At 65.8% G+C, this 20,734-nt stretch carries 18 protein-coding genes; 12 read left to right on the top strand and 6 right to left on the bottom strand.

Annotated elements, in window-relative coordinates; translation table 11 throughout:
* Positions 1 to 162 precede the first annotated feature (162 nt).
* Entirely contained in the window at positions 163 to 831 is a 669-nt protein-coding gene (locus AB4Z27_RS01160; RefSeq protein WP_092294445.1) for a response regulator, read from the bottom strand.
* 339 nt (positions 832 to 1,170) lie between these two features.
* Positions 1,171 to 2,124, bottom strand: coding sequence for a LysR family transcriptional regulator (locus tag AB4Z27_RS01155; protein WP_092294447.1), 954 nt, complete (start codon positions 2,122 to 2,124; stop codon positions 1,171 to 1,173).
* An 833-nt stretch (positions 2,125 to 2,957) separates the two neighbouring features.
* Here AB4Z27_RS01155 and AB4Z27_RS01150 point away from each other — a divergent pair.
* The 5 genes from AB4Z27_RS01150 (at position 2,958) to AB4Z27_RS01130 (ending at position 7,338) form a co-directional block, all read left to right on the top strand.
* Entirely contained in the window at positions 2,958 to 3,251 is a 294-nt protein-coding gene (locus AB4Z27_RS01150; RefSeq protein WP_092294449.1) for a transposase, read from the top strand.
* 157 nt (positions 3,252 to 3,408) lie between these two features.
* On the top strand, positions 3,409 to 3,720 hold the full coding sequence (locus tag AB4Z27_RS01145) for a hypothetical protein (protein ID WP_441643789.1): 312 nt from the start codon (positions 3,409 to 3,411) through the stop codon (positions 3,718 to 3,720).
* Positions 3,721 to 3,761: 41 nt separating this feature from the next.
* On the top strand, positions 3,762 to 5,141 hold the full coding sequence (locus AB4Z27_RS01140; RefSeq protein ID WP_441643788.1) for a DUF3300 domain-containing protein: 1,380 nt from the start codon (positions 3,762 to 3,764) through the stop codon (positions 5,139 to 5,141).
* Between the two features lie 3 nt (positions 5,142 to 5,144).
* Positions 5,145 to 6,017, top strand: a complete 873-nt coding sequence (locus AB4Z27_RS01135; protein WP_441643787.1) for a DUF2950 domain-containing protein — start codon at positions 5,145 to 5,147, stop codon at positions 6,015 to 6,017.
* Between the two features lie 385 nt (positions 6,018 to 6,402).
* Positions 6,403 to 7,338 carry an extracellular catalytic domain type 1 short-chain-length polyhydroxyalkanoate depolymerase gene (locus AB4Z27_RS01130; RefSeq protein WP_255370808.1) on the top strand — a complete coding sequence of 312 codons (936 nt, stop codon included), beginning with the start codon at positions 6,403 to 6,405 and terminating at the stop codon, positions 7,336 to 7,338.
* Positions 7,339 to 7,410: 72 nt separating this feature from the next.
* On the opposite strand, the gene AB4Z27_RS01125 is transcribed toward AB4Z27_RS01130, so the two are convergent.
* A complete protein-coding gene (locus AB4Z27_RS01125) occupies positions 7,411 to 8,721 on the bottom strand; it encodes an MFS transporter (RefSeq protein ID WP_092294459.1) in 1,311 nt (436 codons plus the stop codon).
* Positions 8,722 to 9,053: 332 nt separating this feature from the next.
* Here AB4Z27_RS01125 and AB4Z27_RS01120 point away from each other — a divergent pair, with 332 nt between their 5' ends.
* A complete protein-coding gene (locus AB4Z27_RS01120; protein ID WP_441643786.1) occupies positions 9,054 to 13,058 on the top strand; it encodes a DUF748 domain-containing protein in 4,005 nt (1,334 codons plus the stop codon).
* 41 nt (positions 13,059 to 13,099) lie between these two features.
* Here AB4Z27_RS01120 and AB4Z27_RS01115 read toward each other — a convergent pair whose 3' ends face one another.
* On the bottom strand, positions 13,100 to 13,267 hold the full coding sequence (locus AB4Z27_RS01115) for a hypothetical protein (RefSeq protein WP_177219909.1): 168 nt from the start codon (positions 13,265 to 13,267) through the stop codon (positions 13,100 to 13,102).
* 47 nt (positions 13,268 to 13,314) lie between these two features.
* Positions 13,315 to 13,497 carry a hypothetical protein gene (locus AB4Z27_RS01110; protein ID WP_066736414.1) on the bottom strand — a complete coding sequence of 61 codons (183 nt, stop codon included), beginning with the start codon at positions 13,495 to 13,497 and terminating at the stop codon, positions 13,315 to 13,317.
* A gap of 281 nt (positions 13,498 to 13,778) precedes the next feature.
* Here AB4Z27_RS01110 and AB4Z27_RS01105 point away from each other — a divergent pair, with 281 nt between their 5' ends.
* The 6 genes from AB4Z27_RS01105 to AB4Z27_RS01080 all read left to right on the top strand — a co-directional run bounded on the left by AB4Z27_RS01105 (position 13,779) and on the right by AB4Z27_RS01080 (position 19,150).
* Positions 13,779 to 14,282, top strand: coding sequence for a hypothetical protein (locus AB4Z27_RS01105; RefSeq protein ID WP_092294463.1), 504 nt, complete (start codon positions 13,779 to 13,781; stop codon positions 14,280 to 14,282).
* 141 nt (positions 14,283 to 14,423) lie between these two features.
* Positions 14,424 to 15,608: a cytochrome c oxidase subunit II gene (locus AB4Z27_RS01100; protein ID WP_092294465.1), complete on the top strand. Its 1,185-nt coding sequence runs from the start codon at positions 14,424 to 14,426 to the stop codon at positions 15,606 to 15,608.
* Between the two features lie 19 nt (positions 15,609 to 15,627).
* Positions 15,628 to 17,382, top strand: a complete 1,755-nt coding sequence (gene ctaD, locus AB4Z27_RS01095) for a cytochrome c oxidase subunit I (protein WP_092294467.1) — start codon at positions 15,628 to 15,630, stop codon at positions 17,380 to 17,382.
* Positions 17,379 to 18,047: a bb3-type cytochrome oxidase subunit III gene (locus tag AB4Z27_RS01090; RefSeq protein ID WP_441643785.1), complete on the top strand. Its 669-nt coding sequence runs from the start codon at positions 17,379 to 17,381 to the stop codon at positions 18,045 to 18,047. The genes ctaD and AB4Z27_RS01090 overlap by 4 nt, the downstream gene beginning before the upstream one ends.
* Before the next feature lie 18 nt (positions 18,048 to 18,065).
* Positions 18,066 to 18,788: a heme-copper oxidase subunit III family protein gene (locus AB4Z27_RS01085; RefSeq protein ID WP_092294471.1), complete on the top strand. Its 723-nt coding sequence runs from the start codon at positions 18,066 to 18,068 to the stop codon at positions 18,786 to 18,788.
* 8 nt (positions 18,789 to 18,796) lie between these two features.
* Positions 18,797 to 19,150 carry a cytochrome C oxidase subunit IV family protein gene (locus AB4Z27_RS01080; RefSeq protein ID WP_092294473.1) on the top strand — a complete coding sequence of 118 codons (354 nt, stop codon included), beginning with the start codon at positions 18,797 to 18,799 and terminating at the stop codon, positions 19,148 to 19,150.
* Between the two features lie 93 nt (positions 19,151 to 19,243).
* Here the strand turns inward: AB4Z27_RS01080 and AB4Z27_RS01075 are convergent, their stop codons facing one another.
* Positions 19,244 to 20,671 carry an NAD-dependent succinate-semialdehyde dehydrogenase gene (locus AB4Z27_RS01075; protein ID WP_441643784.1) on the bottom strand — a complete coding sequence of 476 codons (1,428 nt, stop codon included), beginning with the start codon at positions 20,669 to 20,671 and terminating at the stop codon, positions 19,244 to 19,246.
* Positions 20,672 to 20,734: the final 63 nt, after the last annotated feature.

The raw sequence follows: 20,734 nt of genomic DNA, 5'->3' as shown, positions 1-20,734 counted from the left end.
TGTGGCAGTTGTGGCGGGATGGTGTTCGGGCATGTCGGTAGGTGGCGCATGACAACGGTGTCATACGGCGAAATCGATTATAGCGAGCGGTCGCGATGGCAATGGCTTCGGTTTTGCTTCGGTTTTGCTTCGGTCTTGCTTCAGTTTGGACTCAGTGTTGTCTCAGTTTCGCCCTAGGGGCAGGACGACGCCCTGCAGCGCCGCGCATTCGAACAGTTCGCGGTCGTTGCTGACGCCGAGCTTGTGCATCGCGCAGTTCTTTTGCCGGCTGATGGTCTTCACGCTGCGGCACAGCGTGGCGGCGATCTCCGTGACCGTGCGCCCGGTCAGGTATAGCCGCAGGACCTCGGTTTCGCGCGCGGACAGGCGCTGCACGCCGTTGCGCCCGCACGGCAGCATGGTGCGCAGCTCGGTGGGCGCCAGCGCGCGCAGCGCGGACTTGCCGATGTAGGTGAAGCCGCGCTGCGCCCGCGCGATGGCGGTGACGATCTCGGTCAATGGGCAATCCTTGAGCAGCAGGCCATGGACGTGCGCGTCCAGGATCGTGCGCAGGACCAGTGGATTGGTGATCATCGTCAGCACGATGATCGACAGCGCGGGGTAGCGCCGCCGCAGGCTGGTGATCAGCCGCACGCCGTCCAGTTCGGCCGGGCCGGGCATGTGGTAGTCCGTGACCACCACGTCGGGCTGCAGAATTTCCACCTGTTGATGCAGTTCTGTTGCGCTTGCCACTTCCCCGCAGACTTCCCAACCCGTCTGTGTCTGCAAGCACGCGCGGATTGCCGCCGTAATGACGGGATGGTCGTCGGCCAGCAAAATCCTCAATGTCATCCAATGCCTCCTGTGCACATGGGTCCGATACGACTTTTGGCAGGCGTGAAAAAAGGCGCCGCACGCGGGAGGGCGTGCGGCGCAAACACGCAGGCAACTGCGTGCACGCGTGCGCGCGGACCAAACGGGATACGACCCGGCGCACGTCAATGCCCGCTGAGATTAATGCGGACTCCTGCGCAAATGATTTGAGACGATTCGGAAAATGCAGGCGGCTGAGAGCCGGGACTTGCGCGGCAGGGGTTGGCCGGAAAGGAAAGACCCCGCGCGGCGGTTACCGCGCGGGGTCCGAGGGTGTCACGGAGGGTGTCCCGGCGCCGGGGCGCCGGGGGAGGAGCGTCAGGCCACCGCCAGGCGGCGCGGCTCTGGCCGGCCCTGCCGGCGGTTCTCGATGGCGCGGATGGGGTCCCGTAGCACGGCGGCGCCCACGTCCATGATGTCACGCATCGCCACGCGGTCCGGGGTTTGCTCGGCGGTCCAGAACTGGAGCGAGGCCCAGCCCGGGAAACTGCCCGGCGGCGCCAGCAGGCGCGTCTTGCGGTCGCGCGTGACCAGCGGCACGTTGAAGTCGAGTACCGGGCAGATGCCGCCGGCCGCGTGCAGCAGGGTGATCTGCGTGTGCCACGACGGCACCACRGTYTCCCGATGCCCCGGCGTATTGGCCTGCCGCGCCAGGAACGCCCGCAGCGGGCTGCCGGCCTCGCAGTCTTCCTGCAGCAGGATCCAGTCGCTCTCCGCGTCGTCGGGGCCATGGGCGCGCGCGGCGCTGACCAGCCGGCGCGGCGTGGCGAGGATGCTGTGCGGCATCACGCCGTCTGGCACGGTGGCGCCATCCACCACGAAGGCGCAATCGAGCTGACCGGTATCCAGGCTGCCGGCCAGGGAGGCATCGGCAATGACCGGCCGGGTCACAAAACTGTCTTGCGGGAATTGCTCGCACAGCGTGCTGAGGATCTCGGTGATGACCGGATCGCCAATCGACGATGAAAAACCAATGGAAATACGACGTCCGGTGGCACCGGTTTGTGTGCTTTCGGCCAGCGGGCGGACCAGTAGATTCCACTTTGCAAGAATCTGCCTGGCAGTATGCTCGAGCCGCAGCGCATGGGGCGTTGGCTCCAACGTGCCATTGCGCTTGACGAACAGCGCGTCGCCGGTGATCTCGCGCAGCCGCGCGAGGCTATAGGCCACGGTGGGGACACGGCCCTGGGTACAGGCGGCCACCGCGTTGAGGTCCCGATATTCCATCAACAGGACAAAGACGTGCAAAAGCTTGGTGCTGACGTGCCGCATGCTGACTTCTCCCGATCCAGATTGTTGGTTTTATTTTTTGTGGGCACTAAGGAAGTTGCGACTTCCTGCCTGTGTGGTCGCAGCTTGAAAGCGCGTCGGCACCCCCGTGCYGGACCAAGCCGAAACTGCCAGGACTTATGAACTGCTAGAGGGCGGGGAATTGCAAAGTGGTCAAGAGTCGCCCGGGTTACCGAAATCTGCAGTGCATGCCACGGGTTCGCCGCGCGACGCCGAAGCGTTGCATGGCACGTGACGTAAGCAGTGGTCCCCTTCTTCCTCAGGCCGGTTGGCGGCGGCAATGAAATCCGCGCCGATAGTCGCCTGTCCGGGAGCGCGCAGTGGCACTCTTTGCAGGCGTTTCGAAATTTAGTTGGTGCCGAGGAATCTTAATACATCATTTAGCAAACTACTAGGAACTCGGTTCGATTCCTGACACAACAGGGATGCATATCGGGCCTTATGTCCGGACAATCAGACAACGCGAAAGCCGTGCCTGGCGCGCCTTGCAGGGCGATGGCCGACCCGCGTGACCGGCGTTTGCAAGTGTGAGCCAGCAATGTCCGACGGGTTTGAAGCGGCTGTCCGGCAGTGAGTGATGACATGAATTTGTCCAATTTGGAATACCGAAATTTGCGCCATTTCCCTGTCAACATCGGACACGCCTGACACGGACTCGGACCACGCGGGGCACGCGGCCGGGTCGTTAATTTGCTTAACTCGCGCTGCAAAGACACTGAATTCCTTTTGCCCGGGCATTGGGCTACCTTACCGGCAGGGTGGGCTGGCCGCGTGCATGCGCGGGGCGAGCGCTTGGTGCAAGCGGAGGCATTCGGATGAACAGACGCTATTCGGAGGAGCAGATCCGCATGTACCTGGCCGAGGCCGCCAGTGGGGTGCCCGTGCGGGAACTCTGCGCGCGCTATGGTTTCAGCGATGCGTCGTTCTACGGATGGCGTGCGAAGTACGGCCCGGCACGYGAGTCCGATGTGCCGGACGGGCGCCGCATGCGCCAGTTGCAGCAGGAGAACGCGCGTCTTAAGAGTATGCTTGCGGACGCACTGCTCAAGCTCGAGCTGCTGCGCAACCGTACCGGCCGCAATGGCGATGGCAACGGCAAGGACCGCTAGCGCATAGCGCGCGGATCGCCGTTGCCGGGCGCGCGGGCCGGTGTTTTTTATCATCATGGCGATGCATGCGTGCATCGCCGGCAGTTTCCGGAGTTTCCTGGTGAAGAGGTTTTTCGTAGCGTGGGGTGTGGGGTTTGGGTTGTTGATGACAGCGGGCATGGCATGGGCGCAGACGCCGCCGATCGACCCGGGCACGCCGATGATCGCGCCGCCGCCCCCGCGCATGCTCGACCCGGCCACGGCGACGCTCGACGGCGAAGGTGCCACGCCGGGCGTCTCGCAACGCGAGCATTGCCGGCAACTGCTGGACCAGATCAACGGCCTGTCCAAGGAGCCGCAGCAGTGGGAACAGGGCAAGTCGTCCGTGACCACGGCGGATGGCCGCACCTATTCCACGCTGGAACGCGCGCCTGATCGCAAGCGGCTGGAAGAGGCCTATCGYCAGGAGTGCGCGCAGTCGGCCAGGTAGTACCCCCTCGTCCGTCCTCATCCGTCATTGTGGGAGCCAATATGTACCGGTTGCGACGTATTCTGGCGTGGTGCTGTGGATGGATGTTGTTACTCGGCGGCGGGACCGCCTGGGCGCAGGCCAAGCTCGACAATGCGCATCTCGACCAGTTGCTGGCGCCCGTGGCGCTCTATCCGGACGCGCTGTTGTCGCAGGTGCTGATGGCGTCGACCTACCCGGCCGACGTGGCCGCGGCAGCGGAATGGTCGAAGGCCAATGCCAGCCTGTCCGGCGACGCGGCAACCAAGGCGGTGGCCAACGAACAGTGGGACCCGAGCGTGCAGTCGCTCGTCGCCTTCCCGTCCGTGATGGATATGATGGGCCGCCAGCCGCAATGGGTGGACTCGGTGGGCGACGCCTTCCTCGCCCAGCCCGATGATGTGATGGACTCGGTGCAGCGCCTGCGCGTACAGGCCCAGAAAGCCGGCRCGCTGAAGACCACCGAGCAGCAGAAGGTGGTGACACAGCAGTCCGGCGGCACCACCATCGTGCAGATCGAGCCCGCCAATCCGCAAGTGGTCTATGTGCCGACCTACAACCCCACGGTGGTCTACGGCGCGTGGCCCTATCCGGCGTATCCGCCAGCCTACTATCCACCKCCGCCCGGATCGGTCTTCGCCAGCGCCGTGGTGGCGGGCGTGGGCTTTGGCCTGGGCGTGGCCGCGGTCAATTCACTGTGGGGCGGGTTCAACTGGAACTCGCACGACGTGAACATCAACGTAAATCGCTACAACAATATCAATGTGAATCAGCGGCTCGATGTGAACCGCTCGAACGTGAACTGGCAGCACAACCCGGCCAATCGCGGCAACGTGCCGTACAAGAATTCGAACGTGGCGAATCGCTTCGACACGCAGCGGCAGCAGGGGCTGGCGAACCGGCAGGCGGGGCAGGGCGGGCAGCGGCTTGGGCAGGGCGGCCAGGGCGTGCAGGGTGGCCGGCCTACGCCGCAGGCGGGCTCGCGCGATGCCGCGCGTGACCGCGCCGCGCAATCGTTCCAGGGCCGCACGGGCCAGTCGATCGCCGGACACGGGCCGAACGTCAATCGCGGCGGTGGGGGCGGCATGCAGAATCCCCGGCCCGCCGGCGCCGATCGGCAGCGGGCCGATCAGTCCGCCGCGCGCGACCGCGCACGGGACAGCAATCGTAATAGCGCCTTGCGCGATGCCGGCAACGGCGACCGCATGCGGCAGCAGGTGCAGCGCGGCGGGAATGCGGGCGGCTTCCAGCGCGGCGGGAATGCCGGTGGCATGCAACGCGCCAGCCATCCGGCGCAGCGGTCCATGCCGCAACGTGGTGGCGGTGGAGGGGGAGGGGGCGGCGCGCACTTCGGTGGAGGAGGCGGCGGTGGTGGCGGTCATCTTGGACATGGTCGGAGATAAGACATGATGAGAGCGACGTTGTCCGCCACCATGACGCGTATCGTGCGCCGGGTCCTGGGCGCCGCGATGCTGGCCGTGCCGTTGCTGGCGGTGTCCGTGCCGGCGCAGGCGCAGCGGGTCTATCCCTCGCCCGAGGCTGCCTCGGACGCCCTGGGCGACGCCATCGCCCGCAGCGACCATGACGCGCTCAAGGGCGTGCTCGGCCCGAACTACCGGACGCTGCTGCCGCCGCAGGGCGTCGATCAGGAGGATATCTACGAGTTCCTGGCCGCGTGGGCGCGCCACCATGCGGTGGAGCGCGCGGGCGAGGATACGGCGCGCGTGGCGGTGGGGGAGAGCGGCTGGACCTTCCCCGTGCCCATCGTCAAGCGCAAGGCGGGCTGGCAGTTCGATATGCCGGCTGGTCAGCGCGAGGTGCATGTGCGGCGCATCGGCCGCAACGAACTGGTGACGATGGACACGCTGCTCCAGCTGGCGGACGCGCAGCAGCGCTACGCCGAGCTGGCCGGCAATGGCCGCTATGCGGCCCAGCTCGTCAGCAGCCCGGGCAAGACCAACGGGCTCTACTGGCCGTCTTCGTCGGCCGAGAATGACAGCCCGCTGGGCCCCGATGCGCTGGCGATGGGCCCCGACACTCCGCCAAACGAGGCGTTCTACGGCTACCGGTACCGCATCATCGCCGCGCCGAAGGGCAGCAACGCGAAGTACGCGATCGTCGCGTGGCCGGCCCGCTATGGCGACAGCGGCGTCAACACCTTCATCCTGGACAGCGAGCGCCAGTTTTATGAGCGCGACCTGGGAACAGCCACCGCCAGCCGGGCTGCCGCACTGCGCACATTTTCGCCCGAGGGGTGGACGCGGGTAGCGGAACAGTAGATCCGGTTACTCTGCCGCATCATCTGTCGAACAGGCGCCTATATGGCGCCTTTTTCTTTCTTTTCCTGCTAAACGGCACAACGGTGCGCCCGGGCTCCATGGTAGCTGGTCGCCCTCCAGGCAAGGGGAAAACTGTTTCGAAATCTAATGTTGTGCTTTGCAGACAATGCCGCTAATCCATCACGCCGACTATGGTATGCTGCGTCGCACAATAGCGGAGGAGACCCGTTCCTAGATGAGCAGGAGTCTTCATATGGCCAAAAGCCTGTCGACGGACTGGGAAACGCAACTGCGACAAATCGGTCGCACGCAATTCCGGACCGCAAAGCAAATCCGAACATGGCTGGGGCGCCTTGACTTGGCGTCTCCGGCAACCCGCCGCCGCATGCCGGCCCCGGGTGATACCGCGCCGGGTGACCTGCCCGGCACGTGGCAATCCTTGAAGCTCAGCCTCGCCCCATTGCCGGGCGAACTGGTGCCGCAGCTCTCGTATCGTCTCTATATTCCAGCCGGTGCCAAGGGCGCGTTGCCCGTGGTGATGATGCTGCACGGCTGCCAGCAGACGCCGGAAGACCTGGCGGCCGGCACGCGCATGAACGCGCTGGCCGAGCGCGAGGGCTTTATCGTCGCCTATCCGCAGCAGCCGCTGCGGCGCTCGGTACATCGGTGCTGGCAGTGGTTCGACCTCGCCGCCGGCGAAGGCGGGCGCGAGGCGCAGGCCGTGGCGATGCTGATCGACGAACTGGCGAGCCGCCCCGACGTGCGCGCGGACCAGATCTATCTGGCAGGACTTTCCGCCGGGGCGGCGATGGCCGCAGTAGTGGCGCTGCGCTATCCAAGCAAGGTGGCGGCCGTGGGGCTGCATTCGGGCGTGGTGATCGGCGCTGCCGATACGCCCCGGGCCGGGCTCCGGGCAATGCAGCATGGCTCCCAGGCTGAACCGGCCTGGCTGCTCGACGCCGCCGGTGCGGTGCCGGGCGGCCCGGTGATGCCGGCCATCGTGCTGCACGGGCTGGCCGACGAGGCGGTGCACCCGATCAACGGCCGCCTGCTGGCGCGCCAGTTCCTGGCCTACAACCGTCTCGATGACCGCCTGGGCACCACGGCCGCCAATGACGCGCCGCCGGTACCGGATGGCGATTTCCGCGACGCCCGCTTCGGCCGCTGGAATCGCGATCTTGTGCGGCTGGTGGAAGTGGCCGGTCTGGGCCACGCCTGGAGCGGCGGCGACGGCAAGGTGCAATATCACAGCGATACCGGCCCAGACGCCAGCAAGCTGATGTGGCAGTTCTTCCGCGATCACCGACGCGGCGGGGCATAAAAAAACGGGGAAGGCCAGCAGCCTTCCCCGTTTTTCTTTGCGTCGGGAATCGGGACGTCAGTAATCGGGACGTCAGTGCGAACGCTTCCGCACGAACAGCGCCGTCACCACGCCAATCACACACACCGCCACCACGTAATGCGCCGGGGCGAGCGGGTCGTTCTTGAGCATCAGCGTCACTGCCACCGGCGTCAGGCCGCCGAAGATGGCGTAGGCCACGTTGTACGAGAAGGACAGGCCCGAGAACCGCACCTGCGGCGGGAAGGCATGTACCAGCACGTATGGCACGGCACCGATCGAGCCGACGAAGAAGCCGGCCACCGCGTACAGCGGAATCAGCAGGTCTGGGCGCGCGCCAATTGTCGTATAGAGCACATAGGCGCTGATGGCGAGCAGCGTGCCGCCCACCGACAGCGTCAGCCGGGCGCCGAAACGGTCGGCCAGCAGGCCGGCCACGATGCAGCCGACCGACAGGCACAGCGTGGCGATGCTGGTGGCCAGTTGCGCGGTGCGGCCGTCGAARTGATAKGACTTCTGCAGGAAGCCCTGCGTCATCAGGATCACCACCACGATGCCGGCGGACAGCATCCACGTGAGCAGCATCGACACGACTACCGCGCCGCGATGGTCGCGCACGACAGACTTCAGCGGCATTTCGGCGGCGAGTGCCTTGCGCTTCTGGAGTTCGGCGAACACGGGCGTCTCGTGCAGCCAGCGGCGCAGGTACATCGAGCCGATGCCGAACACGCCACCCAGCAGGAAGGGCAGGCGCCAGCCATAGTCATGCAGCTCCGCCGGCGTGAACACGGTGTTCATGCCGGTGGCCACGAGCGAGCCGAGCAGGATGCCGGCGGTCAGGCCCGCCGTGAGCGTGCCGCAGGCGTAGCCGATGCGGCGCGGCGGCACGTGCTCCGAGACRAAGACCCAGGCGCCCGGCACCTCGCCGCCGACGGCTGCGCCCTGMAGGATGCGCAGGATCAGCAGCGCGATCGGGGCCAGCAGGCCAATCGTCGCGTAGGTCGGCAGCAGGCCCATCAGCATCGTCGGCACGGACATCAGCAGGATGGACAGCGTGAACATCTTCTTGCGGCCGAGCAGGTCGCCGAAGTGCGCCATGATGATCCCGCCGAGCGGCCGCGCCAGGTAACCGGCGGCAAAAATGCCGTAGGTCTGGAGCTGGCGCAGCCAGTCCGGCACSGAAGGCGGGAAGAACAGCTCGCCAATTACCGTGGCGAAGAAGACGAAAATGATGAAGTCGTAGAACTCGAGCGCGCCACCGAGGGCGGCGAGGGCAAGCGTCTTGTAATCCTGTCCGGTCAGCGGGCGGGCGGCTTGGCCGTCCTGCGCACCCGGTGCCCCGACAGTACTGCTGGTGGTAGGCATGAAATGACTCGCATGGTGAATTCACATGCGAAGCGCGCAACACGGATGACGTGGAGGGGACGGCCGAACGGATGACAGCGCGGAATGGGCAGGCCTGTGGCCGGCGGGTAGGCCGGCGGGGGCGCCACGGGACGCTTCGCAAAGGCGTAAAGATACCAGAACGACCCCTCGCCCATTTGGTTTTGGCCCTGTCGGATTCAAAATCGCCCGTCGGCCTGCCATAATCCGTCACAATAATGCCAAAAGAAGTGAAATCCGGGATACAAAGCGCCATCGGCGAACCATAAAAAGCCGACCAAATTGGCGTGTGGGGTCAAATCTTCTGGGGTGACATGGCTTTCAAGGATTCCATCCAGGCCGCCACCGGGGCGGCCATGGCGACGCCCCGCAGGCGGGTGGCGTTGCGCGTGGCGGGCGGTGCGGTGGCCGCGCTGGCGATTTTCGGACTCGCCGGCTATTTTGGCGGGCCGCCGCTGATCAAATATCTGGTCGAGAAAAACGCGACTGAGGCGCTGGGCCGCAAGGTCACGCTCGGTGCGGCACAGGTGCGGCCGTTCGAGCTGGCCGCGACACTGAACGACCTGACCATCTTCGAGCCGGACGGCAAGACGCCGATGGTGACGCTGGGGCAGATCGAGGCCAATACTTCGGCGGCCTCGGTGTGGCACCTCGCGCCGGTGGTGGACTTCCTCCATATCGACCGGCTGGCCGTGCATGTGGTGCGTAATGCACAAGGGCAGATGAATTTCGCCGATGTGCAGGAGCGCTTCGCCGCGCAGCCGCCCAAGCCGGCGGATAGCAAGCCGGCGCGGTTCTCCGTCAGCAATATCGCGGTGTCCAACACCAGCTTCGTCTACGAGGACAAGGTGCTGGATACGGTGCAGCGCGTGGAGAACTTCACGCTGACGCTGCCGTTCCTCTCCAACCTGCCGCACGACGCCACGATCAACACGCGCCCGACGCTGTTCGCGAAGATCAACGGCACGCCGCTGGCGCTGGCCGGCACCACGCAGCCGTTYGCTGACACGCGCGAGACCAATCTCAACGTCAACCTGGACGGCCTGGAGGTGGCGCGCTATATGGCGTTCGCGCCGCGCCTGAAGGATGCCGAGGTCAAGGGCGGGCTGGTCGATACGCGCCTGAATATCGGGTTCCGGCAGGATAAGGACAAGCAGGACCTGTTCGTCACCGGTACGGTGACCCTGCGCGATGCCGATGTGCGAACCCACGCGGGCGCGGAACTGGTCAAGGCCGGGAAGCTGACCGTGGACGTGGGCCGGCTCGAGCCGCTCGCGCACAAGGTTCAGCTTCGCAGCATCGAGCTGGAAGGTCTGGGTTTGCAGGCCGCYCGGCGCGCCGACGGCACGCTGAACCTCGCCACGGCTTTCCTGCCGGAAGCCGCGAAGACGCCGGCACCTGCCGCCGCCGCGCCCGCTGSGCCCGCCTCCGCCCCGGCCGCTGCCGGCGTGCAGGCGCCACCCAAGGCGGACGAGGTGCCGTGGTCCTATGCCGTGGAGCGCGTGGCGCTCAAGAGTGCGCGGATTGGCTTTGTCGATGAACTCGCGCCGTCTGGCCCCGGCAAGCTCGATCTCGGCCCGATCAACGTGGACGTGGCCGGCCTGGCCAGCACCGGCGACAAGCCGGCGAAGCTCGACGCCACCGTGACCATCGCCGACGGCCAGACGCTCAAGCACACCGGGGAACTGGCGCTGACCCAGGGCACGCTGGCGGGTACGCTCGAATCCACGGGGCTGCGGCCGCAGGGCTTCGCCGCCTGGTGGCCGCGTGCGCTGCGCAGCCAGTTTGGCGATACCGGCATCAATGCCGAACTCCACTACAAGATGGCGTGGTCCCAGCCGGTGTTCCAGTTCACGCTGGAGAAATCGCGGCTGGAACTGTCGCCGGTCTACGTGGCCACGCGCGAGCCGATCGTCCTGCCKGCGACRCCGGCTGCGGCCGAGCGTCCGGCGAATGCCGAACGGCGTGCCGCACGCGCCGAATCGGCTGCCCGAGGCGACAATGCCGGCAACAACGCGGGCAACGGCAGGGGCCGCGGGCTGCGCGTGACGCGCCGCGCCGCCGATCTGGAGGGCGACAAGCTGCCGCTGGTCCGGGCGGAAAAGCTCGTGCTCGAGAACATCAGCCTCGACCTGGCGCGGCAGAACTTCGAGGCCGGGCAGGTCTCGCTCGTGAAGCCGCAGATCGCCGCCACGCGCGACTTTCACGGCGAACTGCTGGAAATGGCCCGCATCTGGGCGGTGGAATCCGCCGAGCAGAAGGCGGCGCCGGCCAGGCCGGCTGTCCCGACGACTCCGGCTGCGCCCGCTGCCGGCGCCACGAATGGCCGCAACAGCGCCGCCGCCCCGCCGGGCTGGAAAGTCCGTCTGGGCAAGGTGTCGGTCGAAGGGGGCGCCGCGCGGCTGGCGGACTACGCGCCGGCCGAGGGCAATCGTGGCCGGCCGGTCATCCATCAATTCCGCAATATCGGCCTGACCACGGGCACCGTGACGTGGCCGCTCGCGGCCGGCGCGATGCCGATGAAGCTGTACGCGGAGAGTGGCCGCAAAGGCGTGATGAGCCTGGACGGCGATGTCACGCCGACGCTGCCGGCCGCGCAATTGCAGGTGGATTTGCGCGACATCGACATGACATCGCTCCAGCCATACATGGCGGATCGCTTCAACGCGGCGCTGCGTAGCGGGTTGCTGTCGGTGAAGGGCAAACTCGGTGTGGTGGCGCCAACCGGCAAGCCGATCGCGGCGCGCTTCAACGGCAACGTGCTGGCCGGCAACGTCCGCACCGTGGACCGCATCAGCGGCGAGGACTTCCTGCGCTGGCGCGCGCTGGCCGTGACGGGCGTCGACTTCAATATGGACGAGGCCAAGGGGCCGCTGCAACTGGGGATCAACAGCGTGGCGCTGTCCGATTTCTATGCGCGCGTGATCCTCAACGCCAATGGCCGGCTCAACCTGCAGGACGTAATGGCCGGCGGCGCGGAGAAGGGCGAGGCGGCGCCCTCCACGAGCCTGACGCAGGCTAACCCCGCTTCGGCGCCCGCGGCCTCCACGCCGGCGGCACAGGCCAAGGCGCCGGCACCCGCAGGCCCGCGTCCGCAGATCCGGCTCGGCGGCGTGGCGATCCAGAAGGGCAACATCAATTTCTCGGACTTCTTCGTCAAGCCGAACTACACGGCGAACCTGACCGACATGAAGGGCTCGGTGTCGAAGGTGTCGTCGGCGGACCCCACGCCGGCGGATCTCGTGCTCGACGGCCGGCTCGACGACGACGCGCCGGTCAGCATCAGTGGCAAGATCAATCCGCTCGGCGAGCAACTGTATCTCGACATCGCCGCGAAGGCCGCCGGCGTGGAGCTGACGCGCCTGACGCCCTACGCGGCCAAGTACGCGGGCTACCCGATCACCAAGGGCAAGCTCACGGTGGACGTGGCGTACAAGATCGAGAACGGCAAGCTGGATGCCCGCAACCACCTCTACCTGGATCAGCTGACCTTCGGCGAGCGCGTGGACAGCCCGGACGCGGTGAAGCTGCCGGTGCTGCTGGCCGTGTCGCTGCTGAAGGACCGCAACGGGGTGATCGATGTGAACCTGCCGGTGTCGGGGTCGCTGTCCGATCCCGAGTTCAGCATCGGCGGCGTGATCGTGCGCGTGATCGTCAACCTGCTGACCAAGGCCATCACGTCGCCGTTCTCGCTGATTGCCTCGGCGTTTGGTGGCAGTGGCGAGGAACTGGGCTATATCGAGTTCGCGCCAGGTTCCTCCACGCTGACCGATGCCGCACGCGACAAGATCGCCACGGTGGGCAAGGCGCTCAACGACCGACCTTCGCTGCGCCTGGAGATCAGCGGGCGCATCGATCCGGCGACCGATGCCGATGGCGCCCGCCGCGTCTGGCTGGATCAGCGGGTGTCCGAAGCCAAGCAGCGCGAGTTGCGCCGCAGCGCACAAGCCGGTGCGCAGGCGGAAGAGGGCGAGGGCGGCCAGCAGGGCGCGCGGGTGACGGTGTCGCCGCARGAATATCCGAAGTACGTGGAAGCCGTGTACAAGCGCGAGTCGTTCAAGAAGCCCACCAACTTCATCGGCCTGAACAAGTCCTTGTCCCCGCAGGAGATGGAAAAGCTGCTGCTGGAGCACGCCCCCGTGACCGATACCGAGCTGCGGGCGCTGGCCGACCAGCGCGCGCTGGCCGTCAAGCAGGCGCTGGAACGCGATGGCAAGGTGCCGGACGCGAAACTGTTCCTGACTGCACCGAAGCTGACTGCCGAGGGGATCAAGGACAAAGGCGGACCGAACCGCGTCGACTTCTCGATTCGGCAATGAGGGAGGATGGCCGGACGCCGGGTCCGGTCATCAACGCSCCGTCATCCGGGATGGTGGGGTGGCTCGCGGCAGATGCCCACGCGGCGCCTGCGCTCGCGCGCACAGCGCCGGTAGCGCATCCGGTACGGATGGCTGCAGCGCCAAATGGCGCTCGCGACAGTCACGACGAGCAGCGCCGCCATCAGGGCGGCGAGCAGGGTGAGTGACATCGCGCCTCTCCTTCTCTCTCGCAGAGGCGCCTCGCTGCGTGTCCTGGCTAGATCAGCAGCGGCAGCGCCTCGAGAACCAGCACGCCCAGCAAGACCCCGATGATCGCGCCGGCACAACGGCAACTGATGCGCAGCGCCTTGGCAGCCACCGGAATCGCGCCCATCGCCAGTAGTCCGACGAGCGCCATGGGGATCAGAAATACAAGATCGTGCGCCTGTAGGTGAATCATGGCGGTCTCCTGTCTTGTTTCTTTGTGTTTCCAGTATAGGCCGTGTGTGGCGAATACAAGGCCGCCGCTCTCAGGGTTCACCCGTAGCGTTTGAAACGTGCGTGCAGTGCACGCGACACCCCAGGTATCTCCCAAGAGACTCTGCCCGCCCCAAGGTACGCATATCGGCACGGGCGGCTGCTACGCGKGGGCGCGTGTCCTATGCTGGACTCAGCGCACACCCCGGCGCTGCCGGGCGCTGCGCGTTGGATCGGAATCAATGTTCGACGTAGGAGGACGCCATGGAACTTCACATGCAATCGCACCATTACGTGCGCCGCTTGCCAGACTGGACAGCGGCTGCCGTATCGGGACTCGCAGCCGGCGCGCTGCTGATCGTGCTCGAAATGTTCTGGTCGACGATGGTATCGGGGGTCCATCCATGGGGCACCACGCGCATGATCGCTGCCATCGTGCTGGGGCGGGACGTGCTGCAGACCTCGCTGTTCAGCGTGGGCACGGTGGCCGTGGCCGTCATCATTCACTTCGTGCTGGGCGCGATACTTGGCATGGTGCTGTGCGCGCTCATCGCGCCGTTCCAGCTTGACTCGAGCGTGGGCATGTCGATGCTGGCCGGCGCCGTGTTCGGGCTGGTGGTCTACCTGTTCAACTTCTATGTCATGACGCGAGCCTTTCCGTGGTTCGTGGATGCGCGCGGCTGGCACACGCTGATCGGGCACCTGGTTTTCGGCATGGCCATCGCGCTCTGCTACTGGAAGCTGGAGAGCCGCGACGTATCGCACTAGATCCCTGGCGCGTTTGTGCATCGCCGCACGACGACGCGGCGATGTCGCCTTGCAGTGACCTGAGCCCATGCACTAGTCTTATTCCACCTGCGTGACCTGCGCATCCCTCGCGGTACTGCCTCCGCGTGGAGGAGGGTGGATATGGCGATAGCCATCGCACTCGTCGTCATCGTCGTTGCTTCGGTGCTCTTTCATTTCGTGAGCCCGTGGTGGGCGACGCCGCTCGCGTCCAACTGGAAACAGATGGACGATACGTTGACCATTACGCTGGTCATCACGGGCTTTCTCTTCATCGTCATCAACCTGTTCGTCGGCTACATCGTGTGGCGCTACCGCCATCGCGAGGGGCATCGCGCCGCCTATCAGCCGGAGAACCGCAAGCTGGAGCTATGGCTGATCGGGCTCACGGGCATCGGCATCATTGCGATGCTGGCGCCGGGGCTGATCGTCTACGCCGACTACGTGCGGCCGCCGCGCGACGCGATGGTGGTGGAGGTGGTAGGCCAGCAGTGGCAATGGGCATTTCGCTTTCCCGGGAAGAGCGGGCAACTCGGTACATCCGATGCGCGCTTCGTCACGGCGTCCAATCCGCTCGGGATCAACCCGGACGATCCGCGCGGGCAGGACAACATCGTGGTGGTGGGGCCCGAGGTGCATCTGCCGCTGAACCGGCCGGTGAAGGTGCTGCTGCGCTCGAAGGATGTGCTGCACGATTTCTACGTACCGCCGATTCGCGCGCGCATGAACATGGTGCCGGGCATGGTCACCTCGTTCTGGTTCACGCCAACGCAGGTCGGCAAGTTCGACATCCTCTGCGCGCAGCTGTGTGGCGTGGGGCACTACAACATGCGCGGCCACATGGTCGTGGAGGATCAGGCTTCGTTCGACGCGTGGCTCGCCAAGCAGCAGACCTTCGCGATGACGATGGCCAAGACCGCGCCGCCGATCGCCGCGGCGCCGGGCACGGCGGCAACGCCCACGCCGGAGACCACGGTGGCCTCCGGCACCGACCTCGTCGAGCAGGGCCGCGCGCTGGCGCAGAGCAAGGGCTGCGTGGCGTGCCACAGCGTGGACGGCAAGCCCGGCGTGGGGCCGACGTGGAAGGGGCTGTACGGCAGCACGCAGACGTTTGCCGATGGCAGCAGTGCCTCGGTGGATGACGCGTTCCTGAAGACCGAGATCGTCGATCCGCACGCGCGGCTGGTCAAGGGTTTCGGGCCGCTGATGCCGCCATTGCCGGTCACCGATGCGGAAATCGCCGCGCTGACCGCCTATATCCGTTCGCTCGGCAGCGGCGCGGCCGCCGCGCCGCAGGCGGGCAAGTAACGCGCGGGAGGAGGATGAGATGGCTTACGCCGATGATGCCCACCACGGCCCGCAAACCTTCGGGGCGCGCTACATCTGGAGCCAGGACCACAAGGTGATCGCGGTGCAGTACACCATCGTCGCGATCATCGTGGGGCTGGTCGGCGTCGCGCTGTCCAACCTCATGCGGATGCAGCTGGGCTTCCCGGGCAAGTTCGATTTCATCGACGCCAACCGCTATTACCAGTTCGTCACCATGCACGGCATGATCATGGTGATCTACCTGCTGACGGCGCTGTTCCTGGGTGGCTTTGGCAACTACCTGATCCCGTTGATGGTGGGCGCGCGTGACATGGTGTTCCCCTTCCTCAACATGCTCAGCTTCTGGGTCTATTTCCTGTCGGTGATCGTGCTGCTGGCGAGCTTCTTCGTGCCGGGCGGGCCCACAGGTGCAGGCTGGACGCTTTACCCGCCGCAGGCCATCCTGCCCGGCACGCCTGGCTATGACTGGGGCATCATCCTGATGCTGGTGTCGCTGCTGATCTTCATCGTCGCGGCCACGATGGGCGGCCTGAACTACGTGACCACCGTGCTCCAGGCGCGCACCGAGGGCATGACGCTGCTGCGCATGCCGCTCGCCGTGTGGGGCATCTTCATGGCGACCATCCTCGCGCTGCTGGCGTTTCCGGCGCTGTTCGTCTCGGGCGTGATGATGTTGCTCGACAAGACGCTGCACACGAGTTTCTTCATGCCGGCGATGGTGTCGATGGGGCAGCAGCTCGACTACAAGGGCGGCAGCCCGTTGCTGTTCCAGCACCTGTTCTGGTTCTTCGGGCATCCCGAGGTCTATATCGTGGCGCTGCCGGCCTTCGGCATCGTCTCGGACCTCGTCAGCGTGCATTCGCGCAAGAGCATCTTCGGCTATCGCACGATGGTGTGGGCCATCCTCGCCATCGGCCTGCTTTCCGTGGTGGTGTGGGCGCACCATATGTTCGTCAGCGGCATGAATCCGTACTTCGGCTTCTTCTTCGCCACGACCACGCTGATCATCGCGGTGCCGACGGCCATCAAGGTCTACAACTGGGTCATCACGCTGTGGCGCGGCGATATCCACTTCTCGGTGCCGATGCTGTTTGCGATTGCCTTTATCAGCACCTTCGTGATCGGCGGGCTGACCGGCCTKTTCCTCGGCAATGTCAGCGTGGAYATCCCGCTGTCCAACACCTATTTCGTGGTCGCGCACTTCCACATGGTGATGGGCGTGTCGCCGATCCTGGTGGTGTTTGGCGGCCTCTATCACTGGTATCCCAAGGTGACCGGGCGCATGCTCAACGACACGCTGGGCCATATCCACTTCTGGGTCACCTTCATCGGCACCTACGCCATCTTCTTCCCAATGCACTACCTGGGCGTGCTGGGCATGCCGCGCCGCTACTACGCGTTCGACAACTACAGCTTCATTCCCGAGTCGGCGCACGTGATGAATATGTATATCTCGATCGCCGCGTTCGTGGTGGCCTTCGCACAGTTGCTGTTCGTCTTCAATCTCGCATGGAGCGTGCGGCACGGACGGCCCTCCGGCTCGAATCCCTGGCGCGCGGCATCGCTGGAATGGCAGACGCCGGAGACGCCACCCGTGCATGGCAACTGGGGGCCGCACCAGCCGGTGGTCTATCGCTGGGCTTATGCATACAGCGTGCCGGACGCGCCCGAGGACTTCATCGCCCAGAACGCGCCGCCTGAGGCCGGTGGGCATGAGCCCGAGCCATACGAAAGCAAGGGGGCCGTGGCATGAACGCCGAATCGATCGCCACGCAAGCGCCGTCAGGCGTGTTCCGGGTCTCACGCGAGGGGCCGAACGGCGGCCCCGGCGGGGGCGGCGCCATGCACGACCGCGAGGTGCGCGCGCCCGGCAGCGTTGGCCTGTGGGCGYTTATTGGTGTCGTTACGTCGCTGTTCTCGCTGTTTCTCGTCGCCTTTGCAATGCGGATGGATAGCCCGGACTGGCATCGCGTGGCGCTGCCCTGGCAGGTGTGGCTGTCCACGGGACTGCTGGCTGCAGCCAGCGTGGCGATGCAGGTTTCCACGCGTGCCGCGCGGGCCGGTCAGATGGAGCGGGCGCGCAGGGCACTGCGCCTGGGCGGTCTTGGCGCTGCGGCCTTTGTGGCGTCGCAGCTCTGGGCCTGGCAGGCGCTGTACGCGCTGCACGTGGTGCCGGCCAATAATCCGGCCGGCAGCTTCTTCTACCTGCTCACGGCCATGCATGGCCTGCACGTGGTGGGCGGGCTGGTCGCGTTCGCGTACGTGGCGATGGATCGCGGCAGCGGCACGCGCACCGTGACGCGTATCGGCCTGTGCACCCGGTACTGGCATTTCCTGCTGGCGCTGTGGATTGTGTTGCTAGGGGCGCTGGGCTGGCTGACGCCCGAGATCGTTCGCTACATCTGCGGCACCGCCTAGCGGAGAGGGGGAATACCGATGACCTCGCAAGTTTCGTCGCCCACATCGCCGACTTCACCCACGCCGCCGGCGCACGGCATGGCGGACCATCTGCCGTCCGGCATGAAGGGCCTGCTCGCGGACTGGTCATCGGACCAGATGGCCTTCAAGGTGTCGTGGGGCAAGGCCATGATGTGGATCTTCCTGCTGTCCGACACCTTCATCTTCAGTTGCTTCCTGACCGGCTACATGACCGTGCGGATGTCGACGACGGTGCCGTGGCCCAATCCGAGCGAGGTGTTCGCGCTGGAGATTGCCGGCCGGCAAGTGCCGCTGATCCTGATCGCCATCATGACGTTCGTGCTGATCACGAGTAGCGGCACCATGGCGATGGCCGTCAACTTCGCCTACCGGCGCCAGCGCCGCGAGTGCGCAATGTTGATGCTGGCCACGGCGCTCCTCGGAGCATCGTTCGTCGGCATGCAGGCGTTCGAATGGTCGAAGCTGATCCACGAAGGCGTGCGGCCGTGGGGCAACCCGATGGGCGCGGCGCAGTTCGGATCGACGTTCTTCATGATTACCGGCTTCCACGGCTTTCACGTGTCGTGTGGTGTGATCTACCTGCTCGTCATCGCCAACAAGGTGCGGCAGGGGCACTACGACGTGACGGGCAACTACCAGCCCGTGGAGATCGCCGGGCTGTACTGGCACTTCGTGGACCTGGTCTGGGTCTTTATCTTCGCGCTGTTCTATCTCTGGTGAGGCTGGCCATGGCATCGACTCCCACCGCTCCCGATCCGGCCATCGAACCCTCGTCGCATGGCGGGCAGGCCCATCCGATCGGCCTGTACCTGAAGGTCTGGATCCTGTTGTTCATCCTGTCCACGATGTCGTACATGGTGGACTACTTCCACGTGCAAGGCTTCCTGCGCTGGGCGCTGATCCTGATCTTCATGGGGCTGAAGGCGGGGCTGATCGTCGCCGTGTTCATGCACATGGCGTGGGAGCGCATGGCACTGATCTGCGCCATCCTGCTGCCGCCGCTGTGCCTGCTGGTGCTGGTATGGCTGATGGCGGAAGAGGCCGACTACACGTTCCTGACGCGGGGGGTGTTTTTCAAGTAGGGAAGGGCASCTGGATGATCGGTTGCAAAACAAAGGCTGGGTTTCCCCGGCCTTTGTTCTCAGCTTGCGGACGACGCGCGCCCGCTCTTACGCTCAAACCTGCGTAATAAACTTCGTCACCAGATACCCGTCGAATGTCTCCATCCCGCCTTCGCTGCCGATGCCGGAGTCCTTGATGCCGCCGAACGGTGTTTCGGACAGGGCCATGCCGAAGTGGTTGATGTTGACCATGCCGGCTTCCAGGCCGTTGGAGACCAGGTGGGCCGTCTTCAGCGAGTTGGTGAAGACGTACGAGGCCAGGCCGAAGGGCAGGCTGTTGGCGCGGCGCAGGACTTCCTCGGCGTCCTTGAAGCGCGTGACCGGCGCTACCGGGCCGAACGGCTCGTCCACCATCAGCTTGGCGTCGTCGGGCAGGTCCGTCACCACGGTCGGGGCGAAGAAGAAGCCCTTGTCGCCGATGCGTGCGCCGCCGGCCACGATCTTGCCGCCGCGGTGGTTGGCATCGTCGAGGAACTGTTCCATCGATGCGATGCGCCGCTCGTGTGCGAGCGGGCCCATTTGCGTGCCATCGTCGAGGCCGTTGCCGACCTTGATCGAACCGATGACCTCGGTGAAGCGCGCCAGGAACTTGTCGTAGGCTTTTTCCTGAACGTAGAAGCGCGTCGGGGAGACGCACACCTGGCCGGCGTTGCGCAGCTTGAAGCGCGCCAGCATCTCGGCSGCCGGCTCGATGTCGGCATCGTCGAAGACGAGCACCGGTGAATGACCGCCCAGTTCCATCGTCACACGCTTCATGTGCGCGCCGGCCAGCGCAGCCAGCTGCTTGCCCACCGGCACGGAGCCCGTGAACGAGATCTTGCGCACGATCGGCGATTCGATCAAGTAGGTCGACACCTCGCTCGGCACGCCCCAGACGATGTTCAGCACGCCCGGGGGCAGGCCGGCGTCATGGAACAGGCGCGCCAGCGCCACTACGGCACTCGGCGAATCCTCCGGGCCYTTCAGGATCAGCGTGCAGCCGGCGCCCAGSGCCGCCACGATCTTGCGGATGGCCTGGTTGAACGGRAAGTTCCACGGCGTGAAGGCGGCGCAGACGCCAATCGGCTCSCGCACGACGATCTGGCGCACGGCCGGGTTGCGCGGCGGAATCACGCGGCCGTAGATCCGGCGGGCTTCCTCGGCATGCCATTCGGCGTGCTCGGCGCAGATCATCACTTCGCCCACGGCCTCGGCCAGCGGTTTGCCCTGGTCCAGCGTGATGTCGCGGCCGATTTCCTTGGCGCGCTGACGCGTCAGTTCTGCCACGCGGCGCAGGATCGCGGAGCGCTCCAGCGGCGAGGTCTTCTTCCACGTCTCGAAAGCGCGCTGCGCCGCGGCCAGGGCGCGATCAAGGTCGCCGCGCGTGGCGTGGGGCAGCTTGCCAAGGACTTCCTGGGTCGCCGGGTTGATGACATCCTGCTCGCGCCGGTCGCCTCCCTTGATGAATTCCCCATCAATATAGAGGGCGAGATCCTGGTACATGCGTGTCTCCTGAGTCGGTCGGGTCGAGAAACCGCAAGCTTAACGCGTCGGACCGGAACGCGC

The sequence above is a fragment of the Cupriavidus sp. KB_39 genome (genome assembly GCF_052114485.1).
Lineage (GTDB): Bacteria > Pseudomonadota > Gammaproteobacteria > Burkholderiales > Burkholderiaceae > Cupriavidus.
The sequence above is the reverse complement of the archived record's forward strand: the minus strand, read 5'-3'. Positions and strand labels throughout refer to the sequence as shown.